The organism is Nocardia vermiculata NBRC 100427 (assembly GCF_001613265.1).
Classification (GTDB): Bacteria; Actinomycetota; Actinomycetes; order Mycobacteriales; family Mycobacteriaceae; genus Nocardia; species Nocardia vermiculata.
The window spans coordinates 33,734-52,745 of the sequence record NZ_BDCA01000012.1 but is presented as its reverse complement, the minus strand read 5'-3'; the positions used below and the strand labels follow the sequence as shown (position 1 = coordinate 52,745).

Genomic DNA, 19,012 nt, shown 5'->3' with positions numbered 1-19,012 from the left:
CGGTTCAGCCGCCGGTGAGTTCGAGATAGGCCGCGAGATCGGGTAGCTGTGCCGGGGTTTCGGGGAGGTAGTCGGTGAGCAGCGGGGAAGCGATCACGACCGCCGACCACATCGCCCGCGAGACGACCGTGGTCAGCCAGTGCCGCGACAGCAGCCGGTCCATCCCGTCCGCGGCATCGCCCGGTGCCGAGGTGGTCATCGAGATCAGCACCACCGCCGCCTCCCGGCCGCGGAATCGATCGGCCGTACCCACCACCACATCTTCGATACGAGCACGCGACAACAACATTCGGATCCGCGCGACCTGGGCGTGATACGGAGCCACCACCAGTATGTCGTGTGGGTGCAGCGGCCGGGTCAGTGCGCCCTGCCGCCAGGTGCGGCCCAGTAGCGAGCGCACCTGGCGCACGATCTCACGGGCCTCTTCCGCGGATTCGGTGCTGTTGCCGTGGTGTTCGACCGGTACCGCCCGAACTCCCGGCGCCACCCCGTCGAGTTCGCGGGCCAGGGTTACGGTCTCGTTGGAGCGCAGCCGCCCGCCGTAGCGCAGCCGCGATATCGGCCCGCACAGCTGCGGATGCATCCGCCAGGTGCGTTCCAGGAAGTAACCGAAATCGGCGGGCAGGGTGGGGTGCTCGCCCACGATCCGGCCGAGTACCGATTCGTGCACCGGCTCGGGATGCAGGCCGTTGCCCGGCAGCGGAGCGGGATCGCCCAGCAGCAGCAGATTGTGCGCGGCGGTGCCGACCGCGATCGCCTGGGCCAGTGGGAAATAGCCCGCGTCGGCGATGACCAGCAGGTCCAGGCTGCCGGTCGCGACCTGTCCGGCGTCGGTGAAATCAGCTGTCAGGCCACCGATCACGCAGCCGTTGACCGCATTGTCCAGAAAACGCGGATACCATTCGGCGGTGATGGCAAGCCATTCCGGTGCCACCGTATGCGCATCCGATTTGGCGACGAGTTCGGGCAGGACACCCGCGCGGACCACCGCATCGAGCAGCGCCTCGGCTGCGGAATGTGAGCCCGCGACCACACCGACCCGCCACTTGTAGCGGGTCACGAGGCGTTCGATCACCCGTGCCGCGGTCTCGGTCTTACCGGTGCCCGACGGCCCCTGCACGGCGAGGTAGGAGTCGTCCAGATCCAGGACTGCGGCGGTGACGGCGGCCGCGTAATCGCCGAAGACCTCCGGCAGCGCGGTGGACTCGCGCAGCCGTGGCCGGCGCCGGCAGAGCAGATCGAACACCGCCGTATGCGGAACCTCGGGCAGGGTGATCAGCAGCTCGTGTGCGACCACTGCCAGTGCCTGCTCCAGATTCTCGTCGCGGCCCGGTGGGTCCGGCACGATCGCGGCCGGCAGTTCGTCGTAGGGCGCGCAGCCCGGCGGCAGTAGTTCCTCCACCCGGACCACATCGTCGAAATTGTCGTCCAGGGCGCAACCCAGCACCGTCGCCGCGGCGGTGGCTCGCCGGCCCGGTGTGGCCGGCAGATCGGGTACCTGACCGTCGTAGAGCGTGCGCACGGGGGTGCCGGGTGGGGGCGGACGGCCGGTGCCCAACCGGCCGATCAAGGTCAGGTACCGCCGGACCGGCCGGTCGTCGGTGTGCTGCCATTTGGTCTCCACACCGGCCCAGTCGGCGACCAGGACGCCCGGTGTATCGGCCCATTCGCCGATCGGGCGATGCAGCCGATCGTCGTGCGCCCAGTGCAGCGGCTGCTGTTCGCGCCGGTGATAGCCGAGGACGGCCGCCATCACTGCCGCGGCCTGCTGGGCGCCGGTGCGGGTCTGCTCGTAGTCGAAGGCGAACTCGCGTAGCGCGGCCTCGACCGCGGTGGGTTGCTCGGCGGCGAGCGGGCTCGGTACCGGGCAGGGCGCGATATCGTGGTGGGCCGCGAATTCGCCCAGCCGGTCGCGTAGACGCACTGTTGCGGCGCAGTGGGATTCGAGATCGCCCTCGATCGGCGCCGCATCCGGGTCGAGCAGTTCCAGTACTTCCGGCAGCGCGTAGGAGCGGGCACCGATCAGCAGGGCCGAGCGCACGATCGGATACAGATCCAGCAGCGCACCGAGTAGTTCGTCCGCGGTTTCGTCGTCTGCTCCGCAGCGTGCGCACAGATCGGCGAGCAGCGGGCGGATCGGTGAGCAGTAATGGTAGATCCGCAGGTCCGGATAGTGCTGCTGACGGTCGGCGAGAAATTCCAGCAGCGGCACCGGGTCGTGGGTGGTGAAGGTGTGGAACAACAGCACGCCGTCGCCACCGTCCGCACCCCGGGCCACCACCCCGACTCCGACCGCCGATCCGGTGAGCGTGACGAATACGTCGCCGGCGTCCGGCTGCGCCAGTTCCCCGAATGCCGCCGCATCGGTCACCGCGTAGGCCGGCTCGCCGGTCCGTTTCCGGCGCAGTTGTAGTTCGGCCTGCCGGCGCAATGTCGAAAAGGTCTGTGCTGCTACGCCGGTCACCGACGAATCGGCCTGGGCCAGCCGGTCGACCGTGGTGATCCCGGCGTCGCGCAACTGCGCCCGGACCGCGGGCCGCATCCCCGCCACCAGCAGCAGATCACGGCCGGCGATCAGCTCTGCCCTGCAGGTCTCGCAGTGTCCGCACGCGAGATAGCGGCGGTCGCCCCACTGCACGGGCAGCAACTCGTCCTGTTTCGCGGCGATGATGGTATTCAGCCGATGCCGCCGTGCCGCGTACACCGGTTCCGCGGACCGTAGTTCGTGGATCGGCTCGGTGCCGGACGAGGCCCCCGAACGAATCCAGGGGTCGACCTCGAAACCGTTGTCCCGCAGCATGGCCGCGCACGCGGACAGCTCCATCAGCGTCGCCACGTCCAGCACCGGCGACCGGGAGCGCAGCCCGAGCCCGGGACTGCCGGGGAGGCGGACGACAGCCGTGCAGCCGGCCGCGAACTCGCCGTCGAAGAAGGTCGGCCCCAGCACCACGGGAGCGCCGTCGCGCAGCGCCGTCACGGTCTGCTCGTGGGCGCGGGCCAGGTCCTCGAGGGTGGGTGCGGGCGCAGCGATCCGAACTGCTGCCTCGACGGCGTTCGGTTCCGCCTCGTCCGGCTCGGTCGAGCCGAGGGGCAGCCGTGGCAGGGCGGAGTCCGGTGCGGTGACGGTGCCCAGTTCGGCGTCGAGCGCGCGGAGCAGCGCGAATTCGCAGCGCGCCGCCCTCACCAGGGCAGCAGTGCTGCACACGACACGATCACCGAACAAAATCAATCGCGGTCCTCCTGAGTTCCGGAAAACCCGCACGCGGCCGACGCGACGGTGCGTGCCGAGTCGGGCAACAGCGTAATCATTCGAGGTCGGACGGCGTGGCGTGAGGGTGCGTGTCGGATCGGGAACAATGGTTCGCACTATGGCGTACTTTCCGGGAGCTCGTGGCCGAATGCACTACCGGCGCTGGAGCGTCGAGACTTCCGCACCACCTGTGGCAGTGGTCGAATTCCTGCCCGGATCGGGCCAGCACAGTGGGCATTATCACCACCTGGGTCGGACACTGGCCGCGGGCGGAATCGATACGTGGTGCCTGGATCCCGCGGGCCAGGGCCTCAGCGAAGGTGATCCGCAGGCGCCCGGAACGCTGGTCGAGCTGGCGGCCGATGCCGTCGCCCTGGCCGGGCTGATCCGGCGGACGGTGCCGGCGGTGCCGTACTTCCTCGCGGGCCATTCGCTCGGCGCGGCGACCTGTCTCGCCGCGGCGGTCCTACCGGAGAGTTCCGGATGCGCCGGACTGATCATCACCGGCACCCCGAAGCGGGCCACGGCATTGCCGGTGCCGGCCGACGTCGCGATCCTGGCGCTGCACGGAGCCGACGACCGCCGTGCGCCGATCCAGGCGGTACGCGACTGGACGGTCGGGCACCGGTCGGTAGGGTTGCGCGAGTACGCCGATGCCGGGCACGATTTGCTGCACGAACCGGTGCGAGCGGCAGTGACCGCCGATATCGCGGAGTGGATTCGCGAGCGGGCGGCCCACCGTCACGGTGCCGCGGAAGTGGGTTGAGAAAGGGGGACCGCAATGCACTCGCGGGAAGACGCGGATCTGCGCACGGAGGTCGGCGCGCTGGCCCAGGCGGTGGAAGACGGCGATCTGTGGATGGACGGCGTACTCGTCGGGGACGGTACGCACGAGCGGTGCGCCCGCCGCTACGAGACGCTCGCCGAACAAGTCGAAGCGCAGCTCCGGGTGGTTTCCGCCGCGGCTTCGCTGCCCGGGTTCGGCGGCTTCGAATCGGGGCTGGCGTTGCGCCACGGATTCGAGGGCAAGGCCGACGATGCGGTCGCGCGCCTTCAGGAATATGCCGATGCCGCACGGCAATTGGCGCAGATGCTGCGTGCCGCCGGCGGAGCCTACGGGCAGCACGACGCCGATGCCGCCGCGGCCATCGCGGGCACCGTCGTGCCGCCGGCGAGGGTCGGGCATGCATAGGCCCGGGGGGAACGGAACCTGGCAGCCGGAGCCCGGGCATACCGATCCGGACTACGCACCGACCGCCGAGGTGTTCGACAATCTCACCCATGCCGATATCCAGCGCGGTGTGCTGGAATTGAATCCGGAAGTGCTCACCGCGGGCCGTCAGGTGTGGCAGCAGTCGGCGTCCGGGGTGTCCGAGGCGGTGCAGTCGGCCCATACCGAGATCCGTGGCGCCATCGCGGACGGCTGGCGCGGGGGTGCGGCGCAGCTCGCGGCCGGCGCGGTGACCGCGTTCGAGCAATTGGGTCAGCAGTTGTCCGATGTGATGGGCGTCGTCGGGGACCGGCTCGCACAGGCCAACGACGCAGCCGAGACATTGCGGGCCTCGGTATCGCAGCAGGTCGACCAGGCTCCGAATCTCGAAGCCGCACTGCTGGACCCGAAACAGGCCGCCGCCAACGCGGCGCTGCAGAAGGCGGCGGAGAACCTGCGCCAGGACACGGTCCGGGTGATGGAGTCGGTCTATACCGGGGTGTTCCTCGCCAGCGGTAACAGCGTGCCCGCCTTCCCGGAGGGTGGCATGTATCCGAATATCGCACCCCCGGAGCCGGGCGCGCCGGTGCCGGGCGACGGCCGGACCGACCTGGCCGGTGATCCCGCGCGGCTGATCCCCACAGCGGCAACCGAGTCCGGTCCCGGTGTGCAGCAGCCCGTGGCGGTGCCCGGATCCGGCGAGCGGTCCGATGACCCGCCTCCCGCCGATCGGCCGACCGCGGACGAGTCCTCCGCGCAAGAGCCCGCGGTCGCTCCCGCCGCCGTCGCGGCCCCCACCCTCCCCGAGCCCGCCCGGTTCGTCGCGGCACCGGGTGCGACAGTGGCCGCCGCCGTGGCGCCCGAGACGCCTGCGATGCCCGCCGCGAATCAGGTGGTGCCGCCGTCGAATACGGCATCGGCACCCGCGGTGGCTGCGGCGACTCCCGTCGCGCCGGCCGGTCCGGTCGCGCCGCCGCCCGTATCACCCGCAGCTGCCCCGAGCACCTCTCCAGCCGCCGCCGCGACCACCGCGGCGAGTTCCGGTCCCGCCTCGAATTCGCAGAGCACCGAGCCGGGGAAACAGGACGAGCGCGACGATCGGGCATCCGGCGCCGACTCGATCTCCGGAATGGGGGCCGGGGTCATGGGCGGTCTGGCCGGCGGTGTCTTCGCGGCCGGTGACGCCGTGCGGCAGGGCTCGTCCCAGGTACCCAAGCAGCCGGTCCGCACCGACGACGAGTTCGACGAATTCGGTGACGAGGACGAGGACTACTATCTCGATTTCGACGAGCCGACCTTCCTGGAACCGGCCGAGCCCGGAGGCGCGCTGATCGGGCAGCTCGACCCCACCACGCCCCCGGTACTGGGGGAATGGTCCGATGAGAGCTGAGCGCCGCCGAACTACCGGCGCAACGGCTGTCGAGGCGGTCCGGCGGCCGTGAAATGGACTCTGACCCCGGACCAGTTCGCGATGGCCTGGCAGCGCATCGACGGCGACCGGATTCCGTATCCGCTCGCGGTCCGCTGCTCGGCGCGCGACAGCGTCGAACGCACCGCGCAGCTCCCGGAGCTGACCGAATGGTGTGAGCGCACACTGGATCCCGACCTCGAGGCGGCGCTGCGGATCCTCGCCCGGCCGTCGGTGAGTGTCGAGGTCTTCGGTGAGCAGCGTACGGGCGGATCCCAGTTGGTGCGGGTGCTGGGAACAGCGGCCGGGCAGATCACCGTGGTGGCGGCCCAGCGGCCCGGCGACCGACCCGATCGGGGCGGGGAGGTGCGACTGTTCGTGGGAAACTCGAACAATCTCGCGGCGCGGGTCGTCTCCCTGCTGCCGGAGAACGTTCCCGGCACCCAGCCGCCGCACACCGCTCCGCTGGACCGGGTCCGCGAGGACAGTCGTGATCTGGTGACGGTACCGGTCGCGGGGCCCACGACCACCGCGCGAATGCGGCGACTGCTCCGGCAACCCCGCGACGGGATCGGACAGATCGTGGTCTCGGCACGCCGTGCCGACGACGCGATGCGGCCGCTCGGCGTGCTGTGCTGGTTCGACGTCACCGGCGACGGCCGCTATGCGGTGCGGACCCGCGCGGATGTCGACATCGTCGGGGTTACCGCGGAATCCTTCGCCGCCCAGTTGCGCCCGATAGTGGCGGCCGCGGAACGCGTTGTCGCCGAGGCACAACAGTGGTGACCGATGACCGTGCGGTTCCGGCCCGCGGTCACCGGTCGGGGGGCGCCGAGGTGGGCAGCAGGTCCAGCATTTCCTCGTCGCCGAGCTGATGGAAATCGTGGTAGGCCCCGCCGACCCCGCCCAGTGAGCGTGGGAGGTACGGGCACACGGTCTCGCGAACCAGTCCGCGCAGTCTGTCGAGCGCTTCGGGGGCGGCCACCGGTACCGCCATCGTGATCCACCGTGGGCGATGGGTCAGCGCGACCCGACAGGCCACGGCCGCGGTCGCGCCGGTCGCCATACCGTCGTCCACGACCACTACGGTGCGGTCCTGCAGCGACACCCGCGGTACCCGCTCCCGCACCAGCCGTTCCCGCCGCGACAGTTCCGCCCGCTCCGCGGCTTCCACGGACTCGATCTGATCGCCGCGGATTCCGGATCGACGGACCACATCGTCGTTGAGCACCCGGACGCCGCCCTCACCGATGGCCCCCATCGCCAGTTCCGGCTGCCACGGCACGCCCAGCTTGCGGACCAGCAGGACATCCAGATCTCCGCCGACGACCTGCCGTACCGCTGCCGCGACGGGAACCCCACCCCGCGGCAGCCCCAGCACCAGGGGATTGCTCGCCCGCAGGTGCAGCAGTGATTGACCCAGCGTGTGTCCGGCCGCCCACCGGTCCGGATAGATCATGGTGTGACCAGTCTATGGCTCGATGGTGAACCTGCGCAGACTCAAGCTCGGATTGGTGGCGCGGACCCGGCGCAGATGGTCGAGGTCCACCCGGCTGCCGGCGATACCCGGCGAATCGGTCAGCTCGGCCAGCAGGGTCCCCGACGGATCGACGATCATCGATGCGCCGGCACCACGCGGGGCGCAATGGTCGGCTGCGGCCACGTACACGGTGTTCTCGATGGCACGGGCGCGCAGCAGGGTGGTCCACTGATCGAGTTTGCCCGGGCCCGGAATCCATTGCGCCGGGAGCAGCAGCACATGGGCACCGGCGGCGGCCACTCGGCGGCAGCTCTCGGGGAATCGCAGGTCGAAGCAGGTCTGCAGGCCGAAGACCACACCATCGACGGTGAAGGTGGCGGGCTCGGCGATCGGTCCGGGTGCCACCACTTCCGATTCCCGGAAGCCGAAGGCGTCGTAGAGATGCACCTTGCGGTAGATCGCGGCGAATTCGGCGTCGGGTCCGACGGCGACGAGGGTGTTGTAGATCCGCCCGGCGTCCTCCCCACCCGGTGTCTCGACCACCCCGGCGACCACGTGCACATCGAATTCGGCGGCGAGCCCGCGTAATTCGCTGACCCACTCGCCGGTCAGCGGCTCGGCCGCCGCTACCACCCGCTCGTCGAGTCGTGTCACCGCGAACATCGAGTATTCGGGGGCGACGACCACCTTCGCGCCGTGCTCGGTGGCTGCGCGAACGTGCTCGCGCAGTGCGGCGAGGTTGGCCGCCTTGTCGGTGTAGGGCCCGAACTGCACGACCGCGATATCGATCCACTCCGCCGGGTGCGGGGTGTCGTCGTGCCGCTCCTGCGGGCGCGCCCGGTCGGTGGTGCCGGATTCGCCCGGTGCGGCGGAATCACCGTCGACGGTGGCCGAGTAGGTCACGTTACCGGTCGTTCCGGCCGTGCCGGAGATGTTCGGTTCGTCACTTGTCCCCGCCTCACCGGCGGGCGGAGAATCCGGCGCGCCGACTGCAGATGCGGTGGGCCGCAGGGTTTCGGCGGATTCCGGAACGGCCCGCGGGGCCGGCTGCTGCGGTTGCATAGGTCCCACCGTATTGGCCCGATGGTTCGGGCGGCCACCGCGAGGCATTAAAATGCTGGTCAATATGAATACCTCATCGGTCGACAGCGTTCCCAGCGGCGACGGGGACGACAGTCCCGACAGCGCGGCCCAGCGCACGCACGAAGGACCCGCCGACACCGCCACCGCACTCGAGCCATCGTTCGCCGATCTCGGCATCGACGATCGGTTGCTGGCGGCTATCGCCGATGTCGGGTACGAATCGCCCTCCCCGATCCAGGCGGCCACCATTCCGCCACTGCTGGCCGGCGCCGATGTGGTGGGCCTGGCGCAGACGGGTACCGGTAAGACGGCCGCCTTCGCCATCCCGATCCTGATGGGGCTGGAGAAGCGTTCGAAGCCGCCGCAGGCGCTGGTGCTGGCGCCCACTCGCGAGCTGGCGATCCAGGTCGCCGAGGCATTCGGCAAGTACTCGGCGCATCTGCCCTGGGTGCACGTGCTGCCGATCTACGGTGGCCAGAACTATGCCGTGCAATTATCCGGTCTGCGCCGTGGCGCGCAGGTCGTCGTCGGTACGCCGGGCCGCGTCATCGACCATCTGGAGCGCGGCACCCTCGATCTGACCCAGCTGCGGTATCTGGTCCTCGACGAGGCCGACGAGATGCTGAAGATGGGCTTCCAGGAGGACGTCGAGCGCATCCTGCGCGACACTCCCGTGGAGAAGCAGGTGGCGCTGTTCTCGGCGACCATGCCGTCGGTGATCCGCAAGATCTCCAAGCAGTACCTGGACAATCCGGTCGAGATCACGGTCAAGTCCAAGACGTCGACCAACACCAACATCACGCAGCGCTGGGTGCATGTCTCGCATCAGCGCAAACTCGACGCGCTGACCCGGATTCTCGAGGTCGAGCCGTTCGAGGCGATGATCATCTTCGTCCGCACCAAGCAGGCCACCGAGGAGCTGGCCGAGAAACTGCGCTCGCGCGGGTACTCGGCCGCCGCCATCAACGGAGATATCGCGCAGAACCAGCGCGAGCGGACCATCGGTCAGCTCAAGGCCGGCACCCTGGACATCCTGGTCGCCACCGATGTGGCGGCACGCGGCCTCGACGTGGATCGCATCTCACATGTGGTCAACTACGACATCCCGCACGACACCGAGTCCTATGTGCACCGCATCGGACGCACCGGCCGGGCCGGGCGCAGTGGTGAGGCGCTGCTGTTCGTCGCACCGCGCGAGCGTCGCCTGCTCGACGCGATCGAGCGGGCCACCCGTCAGCCGCTCACCGAGATGCAGCTGCCGAGTGTCGACGATGTGAACGCGCAGCGCGTGGTCAAGTTCCACGACGCGATCACCGAGAATCTGGCCTCGCCGAATCTCGCGTTGTTCCGCAAGCTCGTCGAGGACTACGAGGCCGAGCACAACATCCCGCTCGCCGATATCGCCGCCGCGTTGGCCGTCGGCGGGCACGAGGGGGACAGCTTCTTCATGGAGGCCGAGCCCGAGCCGGTGCGCCCGCCGCGCCGCGAACGTGGTCCGCGCGAGGAGCGCGGCGAGCGCCGCCACGACGGCCCGCCGCGTCCGCGCCCCACCGCGGAAGGGATGGCGACCTACCGGATCGCGGTCGGTAAGCGGCACCGCGTGGTGCCGGGCGCGATCGTCGGCGCCATCGCCAACGAGGGCGGCCTGCGGCGTAGCGATTTCGGGCATATCAGCATCCGGCCCGATCACAGCCTCGTCGAACTGCCGGCGGACCTGTCCTCGGCGACGCTGGACGCACTGCGGCGTACCCGGATCAGTGGCGTTCTCATTCAGCTGCAGCTGGATCAGGGGCCGCCGTCGCATCGCCCGATGAGCCGTGGTCCCCGGCGTGAGGGTGGTCGCAAGTTCGACCGCCGCAAGCCGCGCAGCTGACCGGAGGCGAGCACTGCCGCAGCCACTACCAGACACCGCGGGCGCGACGGGCCGTCCGTCGCGCCGGGATGCCATCTGCGCGGCCGCGCTGGAACTGGCTGCCGAGGGTGGCAATCGGGCCGTGACCCATCACGGCATCGATGATCGGCTGGGCATCGCGCGCGGGTCGACCTCGTACTACTACCGCACTCGCGGCGAGCTGCTGCACGCGGCGATCGTCGCGTTGACCACGGCCTCGCGCACCGCGTTTCACACCGCGCTGGCGGCGGAAGCGGTCCACGACGATCCGGTCGACGGTGCCGCGAGGCTGATCGCCGATCAGCTCGCACTCCTGACCGGCGAGCGCCGCCGCGACGCCCTCGCTCGCTACGCGCTGGCCGCCGATGCCGCTGCGGACGACGAGCTGCGCCGCGCACTGGCGGGCTGCCTGTTCTCCCGTGCGGCGGCTCGGGATCTGATGGTGTCGCTGGACGCGCCGGACCCGTCCCGGGCGGCACGTGACTTGATCAGTCTGCTGGAGGGACTGCTTTTCGACAGTCTCGTGGGTGCCCGGGCACTCGACTCGGATCCTGCGCCGAACAATCCCGACGAATTCCGGGCCGTGGTCCTGCGCTGGCTCACCGCACTGTTGGCGAGCCGGTGAACGGGGTTACCCCACCGGCACGGGAAAGCCCCGTCTCGTCGTGCCACCGAGCCGTGCCCGGATGCGAACTTTAATTAACTTAGTGAGCTTGTGGGGGCATGACGGCGGTCCGGCTTCGGTGTCCCGCAACCTAACGGTTCCGCATCGGCGATGGTGATCCGGCGGTGGGATGTGCTGCGCGGCTTTCAGGTGATTCGCCGTTTATGATCCGATCGTTGAGCGGTTCGATTCGAGGCGTAGATTCGATGCGAACCTTCGCCGAACGGTGGGAGATGCCCATGAAACTTGCCCTGTCATCCGATGAGGTGGCCTTCCGGGACGAACTACGGACGTTCTTCCGGACCGAGATTCCGGCCGAAATCCGGGACAAGGTCGAAAACGGCCGGGAACTCACCCGTGCGGACATCGTCGCGAACCACAAACTGCTGCACGAGCGTGGAATCGCCGTACCGAAGTGGCCGGTGCAGTGGGGTGGCCAGGACTGGACGCCCATGCAGCGCCACATCTGGGAAGACGAGATGCAGCTGGCGTGTGTGCCCGAGCCGCTGACCTTCAACGCCAACATGATCGGCCCGGTCATCGCCCAGTTCGGCTCCGAGGAACTCAAACAGCGTTTCCTGCCGCCGACCGCCGCGCTGGACATCTGGTGGTGCCAGGGATTTTCCGAGCCCGACGCGGGATCGGATCTGGCCTCGCTGCGCACCACCGCGGTGCGCGACGGCGATTCCTACATCGTCAACGGGCAGAAGATCTGGACCACGCTCGCGCAGTACGCCGACTGGATCTTCTGCCTGGTTCGCACCGATCCGAATGCGCCGAAGAAGCAGGCCGGCATCTCCATGCTGCTGTTCGACGTGAATTCGCCCGGTGTCACCATCCGGCCGATCAAACTGGTCGATGGCCGGCAGGAGGTGAACGAGGTCTTCTTCGAGAACGTCCGGGTGCCCGCCGATCAGCTGGTCGGCGAGGAGAACATGGGCTGGACCTACGCGAAGTTCCTGCTCGGCAACGAGCGCACCGGCATCGCCGGCGTCGGTCACACCAAGGTGGTGATCGCCACCGCGAAAGAACATGCGGCACAGATCAAATCCGGTGCCGGGACGCTGCTCGAGGATCCGGTCTTCGCCGCCCGGGTCGCGGAGCTGGAGAACGAGCTGCTGGCGCTGGAGTTGACGCTGCTGCGGGTGGTCGCCAATTCCGCGGAGGGCAAGCCGAATCCGGTGTCGTCGGTGCTGAAACTGCGAGGTACCGAACTGCAGCAGGCCGCCACCGAGCTGATGCTCGATGTCGCCGGTCCGGACGCCGTCCCGGTGGGAGCGACCGGCATCGGCGCACCCGAGTGGGCGCAGCGCACCGGCCCCACCTATCTGAACTACCGCAAGACCAGCATCTACGGAGGCTCGAACGAGGTGCAGCGCACCATCATCGCCTCCACCATCCTCGGATTGTGAGGCGGCATCATGGATTTCGAACTCACCGATGAACAGGTCATGCTGCGCGATACGGTGCGCGATCTGCTGGCCCGCACCTACGATCCGGAGACCAGGCTGAAGGTGGTCGACACCGAACTCGGCTGGAGCCGTGAGGTCTGGTCGCAGCTGGCCGAGCTGGGTGTGCTGGGGCTCGCTTTCAGCGAGTCCGACGGCGGTGTCGGGGCGGGGCCCGTGGAGACCATGGTCGTGATGGAGGAGATCGGCGCTCGGCTGGCGCCCGAACCCCTGCTGGACGCCGTGCTGCTACCCGGTGGGGTGGTCGCGGCGGTGGCCACCGCCGAACAGCGGCAGCGCATCCTGCCCGAGGTCGTCGCCGGCAGCCTGCTGCTGGCCTTCGCACATGAGGAAGCCGGGTCACGCTGGCCCGATCTGGCGATCTCCACCACCGCGACCGCCGACGGCGACGGTTACCGGTTGACCGGTGTGAAGAGCCGGGTTCCGCACGGTGACTGTGCGGGTGAACTGATCGTCACCGCACGGGCGGACGACGGCACGACCCGCGTCTTCGCGGTGGCCGCCGATGCCGACGGGGTCACTCGCACGCCGTATCGCACTTTCGACGGACGTCGTGGCGCGCAGGTCGAATTCGCCTCTGCGCCCGCCGAATTGCTCGGTGCCGACGCGGATGCCGCGGCAGCGGTCGCGAGTGCCCTCGATGCCGCCCAGGCGAGCCTGTGCGCGGAATCGATCGGTGCGATGACCGAAACACTGCGCCTGACGACCGAATATCTGAAGACCCGCAAGCAGTTCGGCGTCACCTTGTCGAAGTTCCAGACACTGACCCAGCGCGCCGCCGACATGTACGTCTCGCTGGAACTGGCGCGCAGCATGAGCTACTACGCGACGGCCGCGCTCGCCGAGGTGACCGAGGTGGCGACGGCGGTGTCGCGTGCGCGTCTGCAGGTGGGCGGCGGGGCCCGTCATGTCGGCCAGGAAGCGGTGCAGATGCACGGCGGTATCGGCATCACCACCGAATATCCGGTCGGGCACTACGTCGCCCGGCTCACCGCGATCGACCAGACGCTGGGTGGGCGACGCGAGCACCTCGGCGTGCTGAGCAGCAGGGTGGGCGAGTACGGCCTGGCCGAACTCTGATCGTCAGCGCAGCCGGCATCTGCTGATGCCGTGGGGCGGTGGTCGTCGCGGATCCGCGTGACCACCGCCCTTTTCATCGCACGAGTGGCCGGGACCCGAGGGCCGGGCGCAGGCTCAGTTGTCCTCGTACGGTTCGTAGCCGTCGTCGGAGAAGAACGAGTCGGTGGTGGGGGACGATTCCGTGCTCGGGTACGGGCGAGTGGTCGTGGTCTCTTCGGTGTCGCTCGAGTCGCTGTGGGTGGTGTCGGGGATCGTGAAGCCGTCTGCGCGGTCGGAAGTCTCGGGGGTCTCCGGTTCGGTGGTGCGCGTGGTGCTGTACGTCGTGGTCGGCGGCCGGGACGGCAGGTCGCTCGGCCGTGAACCGGTCGACTCGACGGACTCCGTCGATTCCATCGTGGTGGGGGCGGAGGTGGTGGTGCGACGCGGGGGAGTGTTCACCGCGACTCGCCAGGTCGGCGAGGGCGGGATCACCACCTGGGCGGTGGTGGTGCCGCTCACCTGCTTCACCGGCGTCGAGGCCACCTGCAGATCGGCTGCGAGCGGCGGCGGGGCGACATATACGTCGTCCTGTCCGATCCCGCAGGCGCCGATCAGCACCAGCCCGAGCGACACCGCCCCGGCCGCCATGGCCGGACCTGCCACCTTCATGTTCAGGCGGCCGTTCAGCTGTAGGCGGCCGGAGGTTTCGGCATCCGCGCGATCCCCCGTGTCCACCCTGTCGTCCATGGATGTGGTGCTCCCTCAACTGTTCCGAGTGGGCCTCACAGTATCGGAGACCGGTCGGCAGGGCCAGAACGCGCTGCCGGTGGGCAAAATACCGGACAGTAACCTGAAACGCTACGTGCTCAAATAACGAAATAGTCACATGCGGCGTGTCGCACCGACGTGTCTTATGGAGTTTTGGTGACGAACGAGTACCTTGTGAGCGAAGTTACATGTGCGACGCGTGATGCGTGCCGGCGACGCCGATGATTCGAACTTTTCGGATTCGAACGTCTCGGCAGGCGTCATCGAGGAGAAGTGATGGGAGCTTATTCGACATCCCCCACACGCGTGGTGTCGCAGGATGATTCGGTCGGGGCCGGATCCTCGCGCACCGCTTGGATGGCTACCGCTCGCATTGTGGCGTGGGTGGTCTTCCTGGGTGGGCTGGTCGGCGCGGTGCTCGGCATCGCCGGGCTTCGTGTCGAAATCACCGTGGTCGGTTTGATTCTGGCGTTCACATCCGGCTTGGTTCTGCTGAAGCTGCGCGCGGACACCAACGAATCTGCTTGAGGCAGCCGCCGTTCAGAGCGCGCGCCTAGGGCGAGCGGTGTGCACCCGAACCTAAATTCTCAACCTGACTTCAGGTCAAGGGTGGGTTCCGTCAGGCCGCGTGGGGAAGCTCTTCGACGATCGAGTAGTGCTCGGCATTGCCGGTCAGGACCGTACTCGCGCTGCCGTCCACACCGACGGGGATATCGCCGGCCAGTGTGATGCGGGTCAGCTTGCGGTGTTCGGCACCGTCGTAATCGTCGATCGCGTAGTGCTGGGTGGCCCGGTTGTCCCAGATCGCGACATCGCCGGGTGCCCAGTTCCAGCGGGTGGTGTGCTCGAGCCGGGTCACCCGATCCTGGAACAAGCGGAACAACGCATGGGATTCGTTGCCGGACAGGCCCACGAATTGTTTGACGAAATGGCCCAGCAGCAGTGCCCGCTCACCGGTTTCGGGGTGCACGCGCACCACCGGATGTTCGGTCTCGTAGTAGGTGGATTCGAATTCCTCGCGGTAGGCGCGCGAATTCGCATCGGGCCGATCATCGGTCGTCGCCGCGTAGTCGTATTGATTGGTGTGCCGGGCTCGCAATCCCTCGGCCAGGCGCTTGAGCGGATCGGGCAGCGATTCGTAGGCCGCGACCGTCGACGCCCATGTGGTGGAGCCGCCGTAGGCCGGGAGTTGCACCGCCCGCAGGATGGACGCCTTGGGAATGCGATCGACGAAGGTGACATCGCTGTGCCAGCTGTTGGCGCGGCCGTGATGGGAGTCGATCGCCAGGCTCTTCACCCCTTTCGACGTCACCGTCGGATGCGGGGTGGTGGGGCTGCCGAGTAGTTCGGCGAATTCGTACTGACCGTCCTCGGTGAGATGGTGTTGCTCCCGGAAGAAGATCACCTTGTGCTCGCCCAGGGCGGACCGGATCGCGGCGACCTCCTCCGGGGACAGATCCCCGCCCAGCCGGACCCCCTCGATCCGAGCACCGATGTGGGTGCCCAGCTTCGTGACCGTTACCGATGGTGCTACCTGATCGACTGTCATGGCGGGCCTTTCGTTCGGACTGCTGTGGTCCGAGCACACCATCGTGGCCCGCGGGCAACCAGGGTTACGGTCACCGCGATTACAAGCCGCCGGCCGGGCCGGGCCTCAGCCGACGTGTTCGCGCAGGTAGGCCAGGTCGTCGGCGACGCCATCGGCGGGTGTTTCGAGCACGACCGGGGCATCGGCGGTGCGGCAGACCTCGGCGAGCAACTGCGGATCGATGGTGCCGTCGGCGAAGTTGGCATGCCGGTCGGCGCCGGAGTCGAAGTCGTCGCGCGAGGAGTTCAGGTGCACCAGATCGATGCGTCCGGTGATGGCGCGGATCCGTTCCACCACACCGATCAGTTCCTCACCGCCGGCCCAGGCATGGCAGGTGTCCAGGCAGAACCCGGCGCCGTAGTCACCGATCTCGTCCCACAGCCGGGCGATCGAATCGAAATGGCGTGCCATGGCGTGATTACCACCGGCGGTGTTCTCCACCAGAATCGGCACCGCGAACCCGCCCTTGTCCTGCTGGCGGCTGAACAGCTTGCCCCAGTTGACGATTCCGGCCTCGCGCTCGGCATCCGAGCGCACATGCCCGCCGTGCACGACCAGGCCGAACGCGCCCAGATCGGCCGCGGCCTGCGCCTGCAGCGCCACCGCGTTGCGCGAGGGCATCCGCAGGCGGTTGTTCGTACTGGCCACGTTGATCTGATACGAGGAGTGGACCACGACGTCGATCGGGCTGGCCTTGATCTGCTCGGCCTGCGGGTGCGGCTGTGGTTTGTCCCAGCTCTGTGGGTCCACCACGAACATCTGGATCACTTCGGCGCCCAGCCGCTCGCCGAAGCCGATCGGATCACTGTCTTGGCGGACGTGTGCTCCAATGCGCATGGTAGAGAGCGTATCGGTCGCCACCGACAAACGCGCAGCAGCGCCTTCTCGTGGGCTGCTATGGTCGTGTTTTCGGCACGGGAGTGGGAGCGGGCATGCTGGCCAACGGCGATGTGTTCGCGGGCTACGTCATCGAACGACTGTTGGGCCGCGGTGGTATGGGACAGGTGTATCTCGCCAAACATCCGCGGTTGCCGCGGATGACCGCGCTGAAGCTGCTCAACCGGGAAATGGTGGCGGATCCGGAGATCCGGGCCCGATTCGAACGCGAGGCCGACCTGGTCGCCCAGCTCGACCATCCCAAGGTGGTCACGGTCTACGACCGTGGGCTCGAGGACGGCCAGCTCTGGATCTCGATGCAGTACATCGACGGTATCGACGCCTCGAGTGTGGACCCGAAGAAACTGCCGCCCGAACGTGCGGTGCAGATCATCGCCGAGGTCGGCGAGGCATTGGATTACGCGCACGGCACCGGGGTCATGCACCGTGACGTGAAGCCCGGCAATATGCTCCTGGCTCGCTCCACCGGAGGTAAGGGTGAGCGGGTCTACCTCACCGACTTCGGTATCGCCCGGCTGCGCGACGACAGCGGCCACCTCACCCAGACCGGCACCTTCACCGCGACGCTGGCCTACGCCTCACCCGAACAGCTCACCGGTGCCCCGCTCGACGGTAGTTCGGACCAGTACTCGCTGGCCTGCAGCCTGTTCTGGTTGTTCACCGGACGGGGCCCGTTCAACGCGCCGAATCCGGCCGCGGTGATCCGGGGACATCTGCAGGGACCGCCGCCGGCGCTGAGCAGCGTGCGCCGCGACCTGCCTGCCGCCCTGGATCCGGTCCTGCTCAAAGCCATGTCGAAGCGTCCGGCGGACCGCTTCGGCAGTTGTGCCGAATTCGCGGCCGCCGCCCGCCGGGCCGTGTCACCGCAGAGCGTCCCCCGGATGCCGACCGCCGGGCGCCCGTATACCGGCCCGCCGATGGCGACGCAGGGCCGCCCACCGACCGGGCCGGCCAATCACGCCCAGATGCCGCGGCCGACGACCGGGCCCTCGGTCCCGCAGGCCGCGCGGCAGATGTCACAGCCACATCCCATGGCGCAACCGCATCCGGGGGCTGCGCCGCACCCCTATCAGATGGCCCAGCCGCAACCGATGGCCCAGCCGCAGCCGAACGGTATGGCCCCGGTGAACCAGCCGAACTACGGCGGGGGCGGTCAGTACAACCAGCCGTACGGATATCGGCCGGCTCCCGCGCAGAAGTCCAATACCGGACTGATCATCGGGATCATCGTCGGCGTGGTGGTGCTGTTGCTGGTGGTGCTGGTCGTACTGGCTACCGCCTAGTCCCCGGCCCCCGGAAAATGGGGGGACAACCCCGATGGCGCGGACCGGGCGCGTTGGTCACACTGGGGGCATGATTGCCGATGCCGTGGGCACCGATCCCGCCACCGCGACCAAGGTCGCGGCCCGTGCGACCGACCTGACGAAGCTGTACGGGTCCGGGGATACCCGGGTCCGCGCCCTGGACGGGGTGAGCGCGGAGTTCGTACAGGGCGAGTTCACCGCGATCATGGGCCCGTCCGGATCCGGTAAGTCCACTCTGATGCATTGCCTGGCGGGTCTGGACACGGCGACCTCGGGCGCCGTGCACATCGGCGATACCGCGCTGACCGGTCTGTCCGACAAGCAGATGACCCGGTTGCGCCGCGACCGGATCGGTTTCGTCTTCCAGGCATTCAACCTGGTGCCGACGCTGACCGCACTGGAGAACATCACGCTGCCGCTGGATATCGCGGGCCGTGCGGCGGACCGGCAGTGGCTGGATACCGTGATCGATCGGCTGGGGTTGCGTGATCGGCTCGACCATCGGCCCAGCGAGCTGTCGGGCGGGCAGCAGCAACGTGTGGCGTGTGCCCGCGCACTGGTCGGCCGGCCCGACATCGTCTTCGGTGACGAACCGACCGGAAATCTGGATTCGCGATCCTCGGGAGAGGTGCTGTCGATCCTGCGCGCGGCCGTGGACGAATTCGGCCAGACCGTGGTCATCGTGACACACGAACCCCACGCAGCCTCCTACGCCGACCGCGTGATCTTCCTCGCCGACGGCCGCATAGTCGACGAACTACGCGGCCCCACAGCCGATTCGGTACTCGACCGCATGAAGTCCCTGGAGGGATGATGAGCGACAATCGCGGAGCGGCTCATCGGCCCGACCGGGTGCGGGTGTCCCGCAGATTGGCGGGGACGATGAGTGACAATCGCGGAGCGGCTCGTTGTCCCGATCGGGTGCGGGTGTCCCGCATGGC

At 68.5% G+C, this 19,012-nt stretch carries 17 protein-coding genes; 11 read left to right on the top strand and 6 right to left on the bottom strand.

Features of this window, described 5'->3' with window-relative positions:
- Nucleotides 1-4: 4 nt before the first annotated feature.
- On the bottom strand, nucleotides 5-3,205 hold the full coding sequence (locus NV2_RS14550; RefSeq protein WP_245662606.1) for a bifunctional RecB family nuclease/DEAD/DEAH box helicase: 3,201 nt from the start codon (nucleotides 3,203-3,205) through the stop codon (nucleotides 5-7).
- Nucleotides 3,206-3,368: 163 nt separating this feature from the next.
- Here NV2_RS14550 and NV2_RS14545 point away from each other — a divergent pair, with 163 nt between their 5' ends.
- From NV2_RS14545 to NV2_RS14530, 4 genes are read left to right on the top strand one after another with little or no spacing between them, the layout of a single operon-like run.
- A complete protein-coding gene (locus NV2_RS14545; protein WP_067873446.1) occupies nucleotides 3,369-4,016 on the top strand; it encodes an alpha/beta hydrolase in 648 nt (215 codons plus the stop codon).
- Nucleotides 4,017-4,031: 15 nt separating this feature from the next.
- Nucleotides 4,032-4,442 carry a hypothetical protein gene (locus tag NV2_RS14540; RefSeq protein ID WP_067873443.1) on the top strand — a complete coding sequence of 137 codons (411 nt, stop codon included), beginning with the start codon at nucleotides 4,032-4,034 and terminating at the stop codon, nucleotides 4,440-4,442.
- The gene (locus NV2_RS14535; RefSeq protein WP_067873440.1) at nucleotides 4,435-5,850 is read left to right on the top strand and encodes a PPE domain-containing protein; all 1,416 of its coding nucleotides are present in this window, start codon (nucleotides 4,435-4,437) and stop codon (nucleotides 5,848-5,850) included. The genes NV2_RS14540 and NV2_RS14535 overlap by 8 nt, the downstream gene beginning before the upstream one ends.
- Before the next feature lie 48 nt (nucleotides 5,851-5,898).
- Nucleotides 5,899-6,654: an ESX secretion-associated protein EspG gene (locus NV2_RS14530; RefSeq protein ID WP_067873437.1), complete on the top strand. Its 756-nt coding sequence runs from the start codon at nucleotides 5,899-5,901 to the stop codon at nucleotides 6,652-6,654.
- Between the two features lie 28 nt (nucleotides 6,655-6,682).
- Here the strand turns inward: NV2_RS14530 and NV2_RS14525 are convergent, their stop codons facing one another.
- Together NV2_RS14525 and NV2_RS14520 are read right to left on the bottom strand one after the other, a co-directional pair.
- The gene (locus tag NV2_RS14525) at nucleotides 6,683-7,327 is read right to left on the bottom strand and encodes a phosphoribosyltransferase (RefSeq protein WP_067873433.1); all 645 of its coding nucleotides are present in this window, start codon (nucleotides 7,325-7,327) and stop codon (nucleotides 6,683-6,685) included.
- 12 nt (nucleotides 7,328-7,339) lie between these two features.
- Nucleotides 7,340-8,137, bottom strand: coding sequence for a carbon-nitrogen hydrolase family protein (locus NV2_RS14520; protein WP_067873500.1), 798 nt, complete (start codon nucleotides 8,135-8,137; stop codon nucleotides 7,340-7,342).
- 337 nt (nucleotides 8,138-8,474) lie between these two features.
- Here NV2_RS14520 and NV2_RS14515 point away from each other — a divergent pair, with 337 nt between their 5' ends.
- The 4 genes from NV2_RS14515 to NV2_RS14500 all read left to right on the top strand — a co-directional run bounded on the left by NV2_RS14515 (nucleotide 8,475) and on the right by NV2_RS14500 (nucleotide 13,535).
- Nucleotides 8,475-10,304, top strand: a complete 1,830-nt coding sequence (locus tag NV2_RS14515) for a DEAD/DEAH box helicase (RefSeq protein ID WP_157102908.1) — start codon at nucleotides 8,475-8,477, stop codon at nucleotides 10,302-10,304.
- The gene (locus NV2_RS14510) at nucleotides 10,261-10,947 is read left to right on the top strand and encodes a TetR/AcrR family transcriptional regulator (RefSeq protein WP_307613563.1); all 687 of its coding nucleotides are present in this window, start codon (nucleotides 10,261-10,263) and stop codon (nucleotides 10,945-10,947) included. The genes NV2_RS14515 and NV2_RS14510 overlap by 44 nt, the downstream gene beginning before the upstream one ends.
- A gap of 278 nt (nucleotides 10,948-11,225) precedes the next feature.
- Nucleotides 11,226-12,398 (top strand): acyl-CoA dehydrogenase family protein, encoded by a 1,173-nt coding sequence (locus NV2_RS14505; protein WP_067873492.1) that lies wholly within the window; start codon nucleotides 11,226-11,228, stop codon nucleotides 12,396-12,398.
- 9 nt (nucleotides 12,399-12,407) lie between these two features.
- Nucleotides 12,408-13,535: an acyl-CoA dehydrogenase family protein gene (locus tag NV2_RS14500; protein WP_067873430.1), complete on the top strand. Its 1,128-nt coding sequence runs from the start codon at nucleotides 12,408-12,410 to the stop codon at nucleotides 13,533-13,535.
- Nucleotides 13,536-13,649: 114 nt separating this feature from the next.
- Here NV2_RS14500 and NV2_RS14495 read toward each other — a convergent pair whose 3' ends face one another.
- Nucleotides 13,650-14,261 carry a hypothetical protein gene (locus tag NV2_RS14495; protein WP_067873427.1) on the bottom strand — a complete coding sequence of 204 codons (612 nt, stop codon included), beginning with the start codon at nucleotides 14,259-14,261 and terminating at the stop codon, nucleotides 13,650-13,652.
- Between the two features lie 297 nt (nucleotides 14,262-14,558).
- Between NV2_RS14495 and NV2_RS14490 the strand changes: the two genes are divergently transcribed.
- Nucleotides 14,559-14,810: a hypothetical protein gene (locus NV2_RS14490; RefSeq protein WP_157102907.1), complete on the top strand. Its 252-nt coding sequence runs from the start codon at nucleotides 14,559-14,561 to the stop codon at nucleotides 14,808-14,810.
- Between the two features lie 91 nt (nucleotides 14,811-14,901).
- Here the strand turns inward: NV2_RS14490 and NV2_RS14485 are convergent, their stop codons facing one another.
- Both NV2_RS14485 and NV2_RS14480 read right to left on the bottom strand, forming a co-directional pair.
- Nucleotides 14,902-15,831, bottom strand: coding sequence for a TauD/TfdA dioxygenase family protein (locus tag NV2_RS14485; protein WP_067873424.1), 930 nt, complete (start codon nucleotides 15,829-15,831; stop codon nucleotides 14,902-14,904).
- Between the two features lie 105 nt (nucleotides 15,832-15,936).
- Nucleotides 15,937-16,707, bottom strand: coding sequence for a deoxyribonuclease IV (locus tag NV2_RS14480; RefSeq protein ID WP_067873421.1), 771 nt, complete (start codon nucleotides 16,705-16,707; stop codon nucleotides 15,937-15,939).
- Between the two features lie 95 nt (nucleotides 16,708-16,802).
- Here NV2_RS14480 and NV2_RS14475 point away from each other — a divergent pair, with 95 nt between their 5' ends.
- Together NV2_RS14475 and NV2_RS14470 are read left to right on the top strand one after the other, a co-directional pair.
- Nucleotides 16,803-18,050, top strand: coding sequence for a serine/threonine-protein kinase (locus NV2_RS14475; protein WP_084474671.1), 1,248 nt, complete (start codon nucleotides 16,803-16,805; stop codon nucleotides 18,048-18,050).
- 70 nt (nucleotides 18,051-18,120) lie between these two features.
- On the top strand, nucleotides 18,121-18,885 hold the full coding sequence (locus NV2_RS14470) for an ABC transporter ATP-binding protein (RefSeq protein WP_067873418.1): 765 nt from the start codon (nucleotides 18,121-18,123) through the stop codon (nucleotides 18,883-18,885).
- The last annotated feature ends 127 nt before the right edge of the window (nucleotides 18,886-19,012 follow it).